Raw genomic sequence first — 14641 nt, forward strand, 5'->3', positions numbered from 1 at the left:
TAGGCTTTCAGTGATGAGAGTTCTTAGTTCGGTTAAATTACTCACTATGAAATCTCCTGATCATCAATATTTTTAAGGTTGCATCATTTTATTTTTAAATCAACGTAAGATTTTAAAATTCACACCCGCTCCACAAACCCCTCCAGCACCCGCTTCTGACCGGCCCGATCAAACTCGATCGTCAGCTTGTTGCCCTCGATCGCCGAAATATTGCCGTTGCCGAACTTGACGTGGAACACCCGGTCGCCGACCGAAAATTGCGAGGGCTTGTCGGCGACCGATTTGGCCACCAGCTCTCCGTCGATCGTGCGGGTGCGCGGGCCGCTTTCGCCGTAGCCGATGCGTTCCACGGCGTGGCCGGAGCGGGTGCCCCAGTTGTCGCGGGTGGCATCGGTCTTGTTGGCCTGGGCGCGTTTCCAGCCGGGCGTGGAATAATTGTTCGCGAAGGGTTCGGCCTTGTCGAAACGCGACTGGCCGTAACCGCCGCGCCCGCCATAACCGCCGTAATTGCTGTCCGAGGCGGCGACGTCCACATGGGCTGCCGGCAGTTCGTCGAGGAAGCGCGACGGCATGGTCGATTGCCACAGGCCGTGAATGCGGCGGTTCGAGACGAACCAGATATGGCAGCGGTGCTTTGCGCGCGTCAGGCCGACATAGGCGAGGCGGCGTTCTTCTTCCAGCCCCGAGCGGCCGCCCTCGTCGAGCGCCCGCTGGTGCGGAAACAGGCCTTCCTCCCAACCGGGTAGGAACACGGTGTCGAATTCCAGGCCCTTGGCCGAATGCAGCGTCATGATCGAGACGGCATCGAGGTTTTCGTTGTTCTCGGCATCCATGACCAGCGAGACGTGTTCGAGGAAGCCGCGCATGCTCTCGAAGGCTTCCATGGAACGCACGAGTTCCTTGAGGTTTTCTAGCCGTCCCGGCGCTTCCGCCGATTTTTCGTTCTGCCACATGGCGGTATAGCCGCTCTCGTCGAGGATCTGCTCGGCAAGCGTGGTGTGCAGAGTGTTTTCGAGCAGGCCCTGCCAGCGGCGGAAGTCGGTCACCACGTCGAACAGCGCCTTGCGCGCCTTCGGCTTCATCTCGTCGGTCTCGATGAGGTCGGCGGCGGCCTGCAGCATGGGGATGTCGCGGGCGCGGGCATAGTCGTGCAGGTAGCGCACGGTCGTGTCGCCGAGGCCCCGTTTAGGCGTGTTGATGATCCGCTCGAAGGCGAGGTCGTCGGAGGGCTGGCAGACCATGCGGAAATAGGCCATGGCATCGCGGATCTCGAGCCGCTCGTAGAAGCGCGGGCCGCCGATGACCCGGTAGTTGAGGCCCAGTGTCACGAACCGGTCTTCGAACTCGCGCATCTGGAACGAGGCGCGCACCAGGATCGCCATGTCGTTGAGCTTGTGCTTGCCGCGCTGGAGGTTTTCGATCTCCTCGCCGACGGCGCGCGCTTCCTCTTCCGAATCCCAGGCGGCATGCACCACCACCTTCTCGTCGTCGGGGTCGGAGCGGTCGGTGAACAGCGTCTTGCCGAGCCGGCCCTCGTTATGGGCGATCAGATGGCCTGCGGCGCCGAGGATGTGCTCGGTGGAACGGTAGTTGCGCTCGAGCTTGATCACCTTGGCGCCCGGAAAATCCTTCTCGAAGCGCAGGATGTTGTCGACTTCGGCGCCGCGCCAGCCATAGATCGACTGGTCGTCGTCGCCGACGCAGCAGACGTTCTGGGGAATGTCCTTCGGCCGCTGTGCAAGCAGCCGCAGCCACATGTACTGGGCCGTGTTGGTGTCCTGGTACTCGTCGACGAGGATGTAGCGGAACTTGCCGTGATATTCCTTGAGCAAATCCGGGTTCTTGCGGAGGATCGCGATCGGGTGCAGCAGCAGATCGCCGAAATCGCAGGCGTTCAGCGTGCGAAGCCGCGCCTGGTAGGCTGCATAGAGTTCGCGGCCCTTGCCGTTGGCAAACGCGCGGGCGTCGCCCTCGGCAATATCAGGCGGGGTCAGGCCCTTGTTCTTCCAGGTGTCGATCATGCCGGCGAACTGTTTTGCCGGCCAGCGCTTGTCGTCCAGCCCCTCGGCCTGGATCAGCTGCTTGATCAGCCGCACCACGTCGTCGGTATCGAGAATGGTGAAGTCGGAGCGAAGGCCCGCAAGTTCCGCATGCCGGCGCAGCAGTTTTACGCCGATCGAGTGGAAGGTGCCCATCCACGGCATGCCCTCGACCGCGCCGCCGACCAGAACGCCGACGCGTTCCTTCATCTCGCGCGCTGCCTTGTTGGTGAAGGTGACGGCAAGGATCTGCGAAGGGAAGGCCCTGCCGGTTGCGAGGATGTGGGCGATGCGGGTGGTCAGCACCCGCGTCTTGCCCGTGCCCGCGCCTGCGAGCACGAGGACAGGGCCGTCGAGCGTCTCGACCGCTTCGCGCTGTTCCGGGTTGAGGCCTGCGAGATAATCGGGCGCCCGGTGCTGGTCGCGGGCCGCCATGGCGCGCGCGGCAATGCCGAGGCCACCGTTTCCGGCCGGCTGCGCCAAGGCGGGGGCCGTGCCCTTGCGCTGCGCCTGCTCAGGTTCTTCGTCGAAGAACGGAATGTCGTCGAAACTGTTCGTCATGCGGCCAATGTAGTGATTCGGACCTGAAAGACCAGAAAATGTTCTGCTTTCATTCTGACTGTTCACACAAGGCAAGGCCAAATTGCCGCCAGTTACCCACTGCGAAAGCGGCGATTTTAGGAGTATATGTATGCCTCCGATCTAACATATGCGTGAAATTTCGTGAGGTTACATTTTTGTAAGGTTGCCGAACACCCATTGCGTGAGCACCCGCAAAAAAGGATACTCCCGGGCAATATGGCCTCCTGGTGCCGCCATCGGAGAATTGAATGCGGATTTGGAAACAGCTTCTGCTCTGTATCGTAGTCCTGGCCGGAGCGCTCGGCCTGTGGGTCTACCTGGTGCCGAGCGCCGGCGGAACCCTGACAAAGATGGGCGTTCCCGGTGAAGTGATCGCCGCCGTCATTCCGAGAACCTCAGCCCGGCCCGCACCTGCTCCAGCGGGTGGTGCCAACGGCAATGCTGCGGCGCGTCCGCAAGGCGAGGGCGGAGCCCAGGGCGCTGCGCAGAACGGGCAGCGCGGGGCAGGCGGCCAGGGTGGTGCCCAAGGCGGGGGCCAGGGCGGCAACCGGGCGACGCTCGTCGTTGCCCAGCCGGTCGCCACCGGCACCGTCAACGACCGCCTCTCGGCGATCGGCAGCGGTCAGGCCATCCAGTCGGTCGTCGTCATGCCGCAGGCCTCCGGTACCATCAACGAGATCATGGTGACGTCGGGCCAGAAGGTCACCAAGGGCCAGGTTCTGGCCCGCCTCGACGACGAAGAGCAGACGATCGAGCGCGACAAGGCGCGGGTGGCGCTGGCCAGCGCCCAAGAAAAATCCGCTTCCTACAAGAACCTGCAGTCATTCTCGCGCCTCGACGTTTTCGATGCGCAGATCGCCGAACAGGCCGCAAAGCTGGCACTCTCCACCGCCGAACTCAATCTCAGGCGCCGCGATATCGCCGCCCCGATCGACGGCATTGCCGGCATCGTCGCGGTCAATATCGGCGACAACGTCACCACCCAGACCAATATCGTGACGATCGACGACCGCACGGCCATTCTGGTCGATTTCTGGGCGCCGGAGCGTTTCGCGGTTGCGATCGAGCCGGGCCAGCCGGTCGAGGCGAGTTCGATCGCCCGTCCGGGCCAGGTCTTTTCCGGCAAGGTCGAGGCGATCGACAACCGCATCGATCCGGCAAGCCGCACGATGCGCATCCGCGCCCGGGTCGAAAATCCCGGCGACGTGCTGCGCGCCGGCATGGCCTTCAACGTCGGCATGCGCTTTGCCGGCGAACGCTATCCGGCGGTCGATCCGCTTGCCATCCAGTGGGACGGCGAAGGTTCGTATGTCTGGCAGGTCAGGGACAACAAGTCCGTCAAGACCCGGGTGCGCGTCGTCCAGCGCAATCCCGATGCGGTCCTCGTGGGCGGCGAGCTCAAAGAGGGCGACAGGATCGTCACCGAAGGTCTGCAGCGTGTGAGGGAAGGGGCGCCGGTCCGGATCTTCGGCGCGCCGGAAACGGCTGAGGTGGCGCGCCAATGAAGATCGAACTCCCAGGCGTCGGCCATGACGAGGAGGGGAAGGCCGAGGCGGAGAAATCCGCGCAGAGCTTTACCGCCCTCTTCGTCCGCCGGCCGATCCTTGCCGCGGTTCTGAACACGCTGCTGGTCGTTGCGGGTCTTGCGGCTCTCGCGGGAGTCGAGGTGCGCGAACTTCCCGACGTCGACCAGCCGGTCATCACCGTGCGCACCAATTACGACGGCGCCTCGCCGCAGACGATGGACCAGGAAGTCACCCAGGTCATCGAGGGCGCCGTCGCGCGCGTCTCGGGCCTCAAGGCTCTGTCCTCGCAGTCGCAGTTCGGCTCCAGCCGGGTGACGATGGAATTTTCCGACAGCGTCGATCTGTCGGAAGCCGCAAACGACGTACGCGATGCGGTCGGCCGTGTCGTCAACCAGCTGCCGGACGATGCCGACGAACCGCGCATCGTCAAGGCGGATGCCGATTCCGACGCCATCATGCGCCTTGCGGTCACATCGTCGAACATGTCGATGGAAGACCTCACCCAGCTCGTCAACAACGAGGTGGTCGACCGGCTTGCCGCCGTCGAAGGTGTCGCGGACGTCGAACTTTACGGCGATCAGGACAAGGTGTTTCGCGTCGATGTCAACCAGTCCGCCCTGGCTGGCCGCGGCCTGACCGTCGCCGACGTCTCCAAGGCGCTGTCGAGCGCGGCGCTCGACGTTCCGGCCGGGTCGCTGAAGAGCACGACCCAGGATATCGTCGTTCGCGCCACCGCCAACCTCACCACGCCGCAGGATTTCGAAAACGTCCTGATCGGCCCGAATGTCCGCGTCCGCGACGTGGCGACCGTGGCACTCGGCCCGGATGACGGCACGACGGTGCTGCGCGCCAACGGCGTGCAGGGCGTCGGCCTCGGCATCATCCGCCAGGCGCAGTCGAACACGCTCAACATTTCCGAAGGTGTCAAGGCCGCCGTCGCTGAGATGCAGAAGGCGCTGCCGGAAGGCACCCGCATCGCCATCACCGGCGACGACGCGATCTTCATCCAAGGCGCGCTGCACGAGGTCGAGATCGCGTTGATGCTCTCGGCCGCGGTCGTCGTCGTGGTCATCTACCTCTTCCTGCGTGACTGGCGCGCCACGCTGATCCCGGCGATCACCATGCCGGTGGCGCTGATCGGCACGCTGGTGGCGATCTACCTCGTCGGTTTCTCGATCAACATCCTGACCCTGCTGGCGATCGTGCTCGCGACCGGTCTCGTGGTCGACGACGCGATCGTCGTGCTCGAAAACATCGTCCGGCGCCGAGCGGAAGGCATGGGTCCGCGCGCCGCCGCCGTGCTCGGCACCCAGGAAGTGTTCTTCGCCGTCATCGCGACCACGGCGACGCTTGCCGCGGTCTTCATTCCGCTGTCCTTCCTGCCCGGCCAGATCGGCGGCCTGTTCAAGGAATTCGGCTTCGTGCTCGCCTTCTCGGTGGCGCTGTCGTCGGTCACCGCCCTGACGCTCTGCCCGATGCTCGCGTCGCGCATGCTGACCAAGCCGATGAAGGAGGATCACGGTCTCCTCGGCGCCTTCGGCAACGGGTTCGCCAGGGTCTATGCGTCGTCGCTGCGGTTCTGCCTCAATGCGCCGCTGGTCGTCATCGTCGTGTCGGTGGTCTTCTCGATTGCCGCCTACAACGTCTTCGGGCTGGTCAAGAGCGAGCTGACGCCGCGCGAAGACCGCGCCACGATCATGCTGCGCCTGACGACGCCGCAGGGCGTCAGCCTCGATTATACCCGCGACCAGATGCAGCGCGTCGAAGAGAACCTGAAGTCGCTGCGCGATTCCGGCGAGATCACCAATGTCTTCTCGATCTCGGGTTTCGGCAGCAACACCAATAGCGGCTTCATGGTTCTGACGCTGGCGCCCTGGGGCGAGCGCAGCCGCACGCAGGACCAGATCGCCGCCGACGTCAACGCCGCGGCGCTGAGGGTTCCGGCCCTGCGCGGCTTCACCATGCAGGCGAACAGCCTGAAGATCCGCGGCGCCGGCAACGGCCTGCAGATGGCCCTGGTCGGCAACGACTACGACGTCCTGACTTCGACGGCACTGAAGCTCGTGTCGCATATGGAAAGCGAAGGCGCCCGGTTCTTCGATACGCCGCGTCTCACCAACGAGCCGACCCAGGCGCAGCTCTCGGTGGCGATCGACCGCGAGCGGGCCTCCGACCTCGGCATCGACATCACCGGCCTGTCGACCGCCATGCAGTCGCTGCTCGAGGGCCGCTCGGTCGTCGACGTCTTCGTCAACGGCGACGCGCTGCCCGTTAAGCTCACCTCGACCACGAGACCGATCGACGACCCGACCGATCTCGAGAACATCTTCCTCAAGACCGGCGACGGCAAGATCGTGCCGATGTCGACGATCGCGACCTTGAAGGAAGGCGCAGTGGCGCCGCAGCTCAACCGCGAGGAACAGCTCGCCTCGGTGTCCATCTCGTCGAACCTGCGCGACGGCGTGGCGCTCGGCGATGCGGTCAGGGAAGTCTCCGCGATCGCCCAGCCGTTCCTGCCGGCGGGCGTCCGCCTGGTTCCGATGGCGGAGGCGAAGACGCTCGGCGAAAACTCCAATGCCATGCTGATGACCTTCGGTTTTGCGATCGCGATCATCTTCCTGGTGCTGGCGGCGCAGTTCGAAAGCGTGCTGTCGTCGATCATCATCATGTCGACCGTGCCGCTCGGTCTTGCCTGCGCCGCCATCGCGCTGGTGCTGACCGGGTCGAGCCTCAACGTCTACAGCCAGATCGGCCTCGTGCTGCTGGTCGGCGTCATGGCGAAGAACGGCATCCTGATCGTCGAATTCGCCAACCAACTGCGGGACCGCGGTGCGAGCGTGCGTGAGGCGATCGAGAAGGCCTGCGCCATGCGTCTGCGCCCGGTGATGATGACGATGATCGCCACCGTCATCGGCGGCGTACCGCTGCTGCTGGCCCAGGGCGCCGGTGCGGAAGCCCGTATCGCGCTCGGCTGGGTCATCGTCGGCGGTCTCGGCTTTGCGGTCATCGTGACGCTGTTCATCACCCCGGTCGCCTATCTTCTGATCGCCGGCTTCGCCAAGCCGCATATGCACGAGGAAGCGCGGTTCCATGAGGAACTGGCGCATGCCTCGCGCGGCGGGCAGGAGAAGCAGGATAACGAGAAGGAAAAAGAGGAACAGCTGCTCGCCGCCGAGTGACGGGTGGGAGCAATCTGTCCCTTCCATAGCCGCTGTCCTCGGACCTGATCCGAGGACAGACGAGATAGCGTCGAGATTTTCGACGACCTATCGGCCGAGTAGGTCGTTGAGCTGGCCGGCAAGCGCGCCGCCGCCGGCCCGGTCGTCGGCCATCTTCTGAAACAATCCCGCCATTCCCTTGAAGATCAGCGAGGCCGGATCGTCCTCGCCGAGGAATGCTGCGATCTCCTCCATCTCCGCCACCCAGCGATAGGCTTTCGCATACATGTCCGGAATGGCGCCCGAGAGTTTCCGATCGAGGTCGGGGTTGCTTTCGGCCATCTCCCGCCTGAGGCTCTGGTCGGCGCCCGATCCGATGGCGGCGAGAAGCATGGCGGTGCCGAGGCCGGTGACGCCCTTGTTGATGCCCGCATAACACATCTTAAGCGCCGAGGCTGCGCCGACGGCGCCCTCGATCCGGCGGACGTGAAGCCCGTGCCCGGCGAGAACGGCGCTTCTGTCCGCCCCGTCACCGCTGATATAGAGTTTTGGTCCGGCTTTTCCCGGCTGCGGCGGCAGGCCGATGATCGAGCCGTCCAGCACGTTCGCCTGGCCGGGCCTGAAGACGGCTGCAACCTTGCGCATCGTGTCGGGCGAGATCGCGTTGCAATCGATGAATGTCACCGGGGCAGGGCGCTCTCCGATCGCCGCCGACAGACGTTCCGCGACGCCAATCGCCTCGCCGGGCGGGACGATCGATAGAACGATCTCCGCCCCGATGATATCTTCGAGCGGGGCGGGCTTCATTCCGGCGGCTTTGGCCCGGTCGTGGGTCTCGGGAGAGCGGCCATCCAGATAGGTCAATACCTTGGCGCCGCCGTCCGCCAACTGCTGGCCGATCCCGCTCCCCATCGCACCCGCGCCGATGATTGCAATTGTCGCCATCGCTGATCTCCTGAAACTTGATAAGGGCAGGACCTGATCTAGCGCATCGATCGGTGACTTGCAGGTGAACTATTTGGCGCCGGGACAAAAAGCCTGTCTGTGGCGCGAAGGCCTTGCCGGCGATTCGCGTCCGGCTCCCGGAAACTCACCCTGCCGGAGCGCAAGGACTTACCAGCACGGGAGGCTCATCGCCGACATCTCGCTGCGGTGGTCGGTTTCGAGACTTCTTTTGGTCATAACGATCACGAGCCGGGCCTGTTAAACTTGCGGCAACCTTGTGCATGGCATGGCAATGTTGCCACGCAGCAGAAGGAGAGACGTATGGCGTTGATCGGCTTCAAGAATACCCATAACCAGTCCGTATACATCAATCCCATGCAGGTGCTTTACGTCACGACCTTCGAAGAGGAAGTCACTATCGTCGCTCTCGCGCTTGCCAGCGCCGGCGGCAAGCCCACGGCCGTATACGTCCGCGGCAATGTCGATCAGGTACAGCAGAGGCTGAGCGTGGCCATAGCGGGCTAGGTTCCGCATCAGGTTTCGCGGCCGGCATTCTTATGCCGAGTTCGTCGGGCAGTGCCGTCGGGGGGATGTCCCAAGCTTTACCCGCCTGCCTGCTCAACGAGTCAATTCAACTTTTCACCCCTCTCATCCCCGGCCTGCCGATCCGTGCCTACAATCCCCACGTTCCGTCGCGGATACACCGGCAGGCGTACCGGGCTCGGGCACGGTCTCTCAGACCAAGGATGACGAAGGTACGCCGTCGGCCTGCTCAGATTCAACTCAAAGCAAAAACCAACGCAACAGATAAGGATGACGAAAGAAACTGAGGATCACCAAGGCCGGACTCCGCCCGATCGGTCCGCCGCTGTTCCGGCTGGACAAAACCCGACCCGTCGCCTAACCAATCCCTTGAAAATACAAGAGGAGAGTGATCATGGCGATCAAGGATGTGAAGGCAGGCCTTCGCAACGATGAGGGCATCTTGACGGTCCTCGGCATCCTCAAGCAATCCTTCGGTGAACGTTTTCAGACCGGCCAGTCGTTTCGCGGGCAGCATGCCCACACGACGACCTATCTGCCGGCGCAATTGCCGGATGGCGTCGTCTTCGTCGAAAGCGCCGATGACGTCAAAGTCGTGGTCAAGGCCTGCGCCGAGCATCGCGTGCCGGTGGTGCCTTTCGGCATCGGCTCCTCGCTCGAAGGCCAGGTGAATGCGCCCTCCGGCGGCATCTCGATCGATTTCAGCCGCATGAACAAGGTGCTTCGGGTCAGCCCGGCCGATCTCGACGTGACCGTGGAGCCCGGCATTACCCGCGAGGAGCTGAACCGTGAGCTTCGCGACACCGGCCTGTTCTTCCCGATCGATCCCGGCGCCAACGCCTCGGTCGGCGGCATGGCCGCCACCCGCGCGTCCGGCACCAATGCCGTGCGCTACGGCACGATGAAGGACAATGTCCTGTCGCTGACCGCCGTCACCGCCGACGGCGAGGAAATCCGCACCGCGCGGCGGGCTCGGAAATCCTCGGCCGGCTACGATCTGACCCGTCTCTTCGTCGGTTCGGAAGGCACGCTCGGCGTCATCACCTCTGTGACGTTGAGGCTGCAGAGCATTCCGGAAAAGATCGGCGGCGGGGTCTGCGCCTTCCCGAGCGTCAAGGCCGCCTGCGACGCCGTGATCATGACCATCCAGATGGGCATTCCGGTCGCCCGCATCGAACTGCTGGACGACGTGCAGATGCGCGCCTGCAATGCCTATTCAAAACTCTCCTATCCGGAAAAACCGACGCTCTTCCTGGAGTTCCACGGCACCGAGGAGACGGTGGCGCTGCAGTCGGCGCAGTTTGCCGAGATTGCCACGGAATGCGGCGGCGACGAATTTCTCTGGACCGCCAATGCCGAGGAGCGGGCAAAGCTGTGGACCGCGCGGCACAATGCCTACTGGGCAAGCAGGGCGCTGGCGCCGGAACTCGACGGCCTGTCGACCGACGTCTGCGTGCCGATCTCGCGGCTTGCCGAATGCGTCGCCGAGACCCAGGCCGATATTGCCGAACAGGGCCTACTGGCGCCGATCGTCGGCCATGCGGGCGACGGCAATTTCCATGTCCTGGTGCTTTTCGACGGCAAGGACCCGGCTTCGGTCGACAAGGTCGAGTCGTTCATCGCCCGCCTCAATCACCGGGCACTTTCGATGGACGGAACCTGCACCGGCGAGCATGGCGTCGGCCAGGGCAAGATGTCGTTCCTCGAGGAAGAACTGGGCGGTGCCGTCGAGCTGATGCGGACCATCAAGCGGGGCCTCGATCCGGATAATATCTTCAATCCGGGCAAGATCTTCAGGATTGCCGAATGAGATGCTCCCGCAAGCTTGACTTGCCTGTGAACCCAATGGAACTAGTCTCTTAAGCAAGATCAGGGAGACGGATACCGTGCTCGGACGCATCCTGTTGGCATTCGGCGGATTGGTGGTGGTGGCGCTGTTCACAGCGCTGCTCGCGCCGTTCTTCGTCGACTGGTCGAGCCTGCGCGTCGGCTTCGAGGAACAGGCAAGCCGCATCCTCGGCAAGAAGGTCACCGTCCACGGCGACGTCGATGCACGTATACTGCCGTTTCCGTCAGTCACCCTGCATGACGTACGGGTGGGGCCTGATACGGATGGTCAGCCGCTGGTGCAGGTGGCACGATTTTCGATGGATATGGAGCTGGCGCCGTTCCTCTCGGGCGAGGCGCGCATCTTCGACATGCGCATCGAGGAGCCGAAGGCGCGGATCCGGCTGTTGAAGGACGGCTCTCTCGACTGGATGCGCGGCAGCCGTGCCGCGATCCCGGCCCGTACGGTGGTCATCGAGGATGTGCATATCACCGGCGGCGAGATCAACCTGATCGACGAACAGTCCGGGCAGTCACGGCAGATCACCGGCCTCGCGGGCGATTTTTCCGCAGGTTCGTTGCGCGGCCCCTGGCGCGGCGAAGGCAATGCGGCGCTCGACGGTTATGAGACGCGGTTCAACTTGGCAAGCGGCACGGCGGATGCCGAGGGCAAGCGTATGGCGCTGCGCCTCAGGCTCTGGCCGGACGCGCAGCCCGTCGAGGTCAATCTCGACGGCGAGCTTACCGTCGCCGACAACAAGCCTGCCTATAACGGCAACTTCACCCTCGACTTCCTGCAGGAGGAAGACGAGACCGAGCCGGTGACGCCGCCGCCGCCCGGGCCACGCCTCAAGGGCGGGTTCGAGGTCACCAACGAACGCATTCGCGTTCCGCAATACCGGCTGGAAGTCGGGGCGACCGACAACCCTTACGTGGTCACTGGCGAAGCGACGCTCGATACCGGCGAGAAGCCTGAATTCCTGCTGACAGCCGACGGCCAGCAGATCGACGTCAATCGGCTGGGCGAGGGAGCGCGGGCCAAGACCGGCCGCGATGCCGCCGCCTCGGCGCAGCGCCGCATCAACAATTTCATCCGGCTGGCGGCCTCGATCCCCATTCCGCAGGTGCCCGGCCGCGCCAGCCTGAGGTTGCCGGCGATCGTCGCCAACGACACGACCATACGCGATATCAGGCTCGACATCCGTCCCGCCGGGCGCGGCTGGACGGTGGACAACGTGGTCGCCACCCTGCCGGGTCGCACGCAGCTGGAGGCAAAGGGCAGCCTCGTGCTTCGCGACCGGACGTCCTTCGTCGGCGACATGCTGGTCGCCTCCAGCCAGCCATCCGGACTTTCCGACTGGCTTTCGGGCCGGGTGGCGCCCGAGCTGCGCCAACTCCGCTCCGCCGGGTTTTCGGCAAAGGTGAACCTGACGCCGGACCTGCAGCGGTTTGACAACCTCGAACTGGCGGTCGGCCCGGCGACGCTCAAGGGCCGTGTGGAGCGCCAGTCCGCCCAGGGGCAGACGCCCAATCTTTCGATGAGCCTAGCCGGCAATGAGATCGATATCGATGCGATGCGGGCGCTCGCCTCGCTGATGACCGGCGACGATGCGGGCCAGGACGTGCTCGACCATCGGGTTGCCGCGACGCTGAAGGCCGACCGGTTCACCGCCTTCGGGGTCGCCGCCAACAATGTCGACACCGCCTTCACCCTAGCCGGCGGCGCGCTGTCGCTGGAGCGCCTGACGATCGGCAATGTCGAAGGCGCGACGGTTTCGGCACGAGGTCGCGTAGAAGGCTCGCTGCTTGCCTATTCGGGCAATGGCAGCCTCACCTTCCGTTCCGTCGATCCGACGGCTTTCCTGGCCATGCTGCGCGACCGGCTGCCTGCGCATCCGGCTCTCGCCCGGCTTGCGGCAAACGGCACCTGGTTCGCCAACACGGATCTCGGTGCCAGCCTGACTGTCGGCGGCGACCTGAATGGCATGGAGGTCGTCCTCAAGGGCAAGACCAACGGCAGCGCCGTTAATGCCGCTCTGAAGCTCCCAGGCCTCTTCGACCTCACGAGCGGCACCGACATGACGCTCGTAGCGTCGCTCGACAATCCCGATCCGATGGTTCTCCTGGGGCAGGCGGGTCTCGATCCCCTGCCTTTCCAGGGGGATGGCGCGGGAGAACTGCTGCTCAACGTCCACCAGGGTCCGGATGCCGCGGCAAAGGCTGCTCTGACATTCACGACCGAAAAGACCTCACTGGACATCAACGGCGATATTCGGATCGGCAACGAGGGCTTTGGCGAGGGCAGAGGTCACGTCACGCTCAGAAGCGCGGATTTGGAGCCCTATCTGCTGATGAATGGCATCGGCCTGCCGCAGTTCGGCACCGGCATGCCGGTCACGCTCGACGCGGATTTCAGCATGACGCCGGAGGCGGTGAAGATCGCCGCCCTTAAAGGTGCCGCGGACGGCAATGCGATCAGCGGAGACATCGCGATCGACCGCAAGGCGCCGGGCTTGCCGGCAACCGGCTCGCTCAGCGTCGACAGCCTCGATCTTGCCTGGCTCGGGGAGGCGATCTACGGGCCGGTCAGCGATCCGCAAAGCGGGGCGTTTTCCTCAAAACCCTTCGCCCGGCCGATCTTTTCCGGCACGGATGTCGCGCTCGACGTCAAGGCGCGGAGGTTCGATGCCGGCGCCTTCGGCAATATTGATGATTTTGCAGCCAGGGTCACCCATCGCAGCGGCGGCATCACCATCGAGAACGGTGCGGGCAACTGGCAGGGCGGCCGGCTCGCTGGCCGGCTGCTGATGTCGAACGGTGACGGAACAGGACTTCTGCAGGCCCGGATTTCGGCTGAGAATGCCGATCTCGCGCCGCTCGTCTGGAAGGCTGGCGGCAAGCCGGTCGCCAGCGGCAAGCTGGATTTCAACATGTCCGCCGAATCGACCGGCAGGACCTTGGCCGAGCTCCTCGGTGCAACGAGCGGGTCGGCCGAGTTGCGGCTGAAGGGCCTGACCGTCGCCGGCATCAATCCCGATGCGATGAAGCCCTTGATGGCCGGGGTCGACAAGCTTGGCGGCGAGGTGACGGAGGCGAGGGTCCGGCCGATCGCGACCGGCTTGTTGCATCAGGGAAGTGCGGCGGTCGGCAACATGACCATCCCCGTGACGATCACGGCCGGCGAAGCGCGGGCGCAGAATGTCGCGGCCGGCGTCGGCGCGACGAAGCTGTCGGGCGAGGGGCGCTTCGATCTGCTGGATGACAGTTTGAGCGCAAATCTGGCGGTCACCTACGATGCCGGCGAGGAAGCGCTGGCCGGCGGCGATCCGACCATCCGGCTCGAATATTCGGGGGACCTTGCCGCACCCGCCAAACGGGTCGATATCGCGGCGATGACGAATTTCCTGTCGCAGCGGGCCTTCGAGCAGCAGCGGCGGCGTGTCGAGACGCTGCAGGCGAGCGTGCTCGAAAAGCAGCGTCTTCGTCGCGAGGTGGCGCTCTATAATTTCCAAGCGATCGAGCGGCAGGCGGCCCGCGACAAGGCGGCGGCCGAAGAGCGGGCCCGCCAGCAGCAGGCGGCCGAGGCGGAACGCCAGCGTCAGGGCGTGGAGGCGGCGGCGCGTGCGGCGGAAGAGGTGCGTCAGCGCCAGATCAGCCAGCCGCCGCAGTTGATCGTGCCGCCGACCGATGGCGCGATCCGCCAGAACTTTCCGAACCTTCCGTCCCCCGGCATTTCCAATATGCCAAGCCTGCCAGGGGTGCAGCAGTAGCTGCCCAACGGCGGTGCCATTTCGTTTTATGAAGACTTGAGCCACGTCAGGACATGGACGCGCAGCGCCGACGAGAGATTGCTGGCGGCGTCCCTTTGATCGTCGATCTCGGCGATCAGGGTCGCCAGGCTGATATCGCGTTTTGCTGCGATTGCCTTCAACTCGAGCCAGAACTCGTCCTCGAGGGAAAAACTGGTGCGATGACCGTGAAGGGTCGCGGAATGTTTGCGGATCACGAAACTCTCCGGACC

The 14641-nt window shown here is 64.3% G+C and carries 8 protein-coding genes; 5 read left to right on the forward strand and 3 right to left on the reverse strand.

The window, feature by feature from the left end; genetic code table 11:
- Positions 1 to 119: 119 nt before the first annotated feature.
- A complete protein-coding gene (locus C5L10_RS16825) occupies positions 120 to 2600 on the reverse strand; it encodes an ATP-dependent helicase (RefSeq protein WP_105430609.1) in 2481 nt (826 codons plus the stop codon).
- Positions 2601 to 2869: 269 nt separating this feature from the next.
- Here C5L10_RS16825 and C5L10_RS16830 point away from each other — a divergent pair, with 269 nt between their 5' ends.
- Positions 2870 to 4126 carry an efflux RND transporter periplasmic adaptor subunit gene (locus C5L10_RS16830; protein ID WP_105430610.1) on the forward strand — a complete coding sequence of 419 codons (1257 nt, stop codon included), beginning with the start codon at positions 2870 to 2872 and terminating at the stop codon, positions 4124 to 4126.
- Positions 4123 to 7326, forward strand: coding sequence for an efflux RND transporter permease subunit (locus tag C5L10_RS16835; RefSeq protein WP_105430611.1), 3204 nt, complete (start codon positions 4123 to 4125; stop codon positions 7324 to 7326). Before C5L10_RS16830 ends, C5L10_RS16835 begins: the two co-directional genes overlap by 4 nt.
- A gap of 87 nt (positions 7327 to 7413) precedes the next feature.
- On the opposite strand, the gene C5L10_RS16840 is transcribed toward C5L10_RS16835, so the two are convergent.
- Positions 7414 to 8250: an NAD(P)-dependent oxidoreductase gene (locus C5L10_RS16840; RefSeq protein ID WP_105430612.1), complete on the reverse strand. Its 837-nt coding sequence runs from the start codon at positions 8248 to 8250 to the stop codon at positions 7414 to 7416.
- Positions 8251 to 8571: 321 nt separating this feature from the next.
- On the opposite strand from C5L10_RS16840, the gene C5L10_RS16845 reads away from it, so the two are divergent.
- The 3 genes from C5L10_RS16845 (at position 8572) to C5L10_RS16855 (ending at position 14390) form a co-directional block, all read left to right on the forward strand.
- Positions 8572 to 8775 carry a hypothetical protein gene (locus tag C5L10_RS16845; protein ID WP_046667609.1) on the forward strand — a complete coding sequence of 68 codons (204 nt, stop codon included), beginning with the start codon at positions 8572 to 8574 and terminating at the stop codon, positions 8773 to 8775.
- Positions 8776 to 9187: 412 nt separating this feature from the next.
- Positions 9188 to 10603, forward strand: a complete 1416-nt coding sequence (locus C5L10_RS16850) for an FAD-binding oxidoreductase (RefSeq protein ID WP_105430613.1) — start codon at positions 9188 to 9190, stop codon at positions 10601 to 10603.
- 76 nt (positions 10604 to 10679) lie between these two features.
- Positions 10680 to 14390 carry an AsmA family protein gene (locus C5L10_RS16855; protein WP_105430614.1) on the forward strand — a complete coding sequence of 1237 codons (3711 nt, stop codon included), beginning with the start codon at positions 10680 to 10682 and terminating at the stop codon, positions 14388 to 14390.
- Positions 14391 to 14416: 26 nt separating this feature from the next.
- Here C5L10_RS16855 and C5L10_RS16860 read toward each other — a convergent pair whose 3' ends face one another.
- Positions 14417 to 14626 carry a ribbon-helix-helix domain-containing protein gene (locus C5L10_RS16860; RefSeq protein WP_046626051.1) on the reverse strand — a complete coding sequence of 70 codons (210 nt, stop codon included), beginning with the start codon at positions 14624 to 14626 and terminating at the stop codon, positions 14417 to 14419.
- Between the last annotated feature and the right edge of the window lie 15 nt (positions 14627 to 14641).

Origin of the sequence: Neorhizobium sp. T6_25, from assembly GCF_002968555.1 — a bacterium.
Taxonomy (GTDB): domain Bacteria; phylum Pseudomonadota; class Alphaproteobacteria; order Rhizobiales; family Rhizobiaceae; genus Neorhizobium.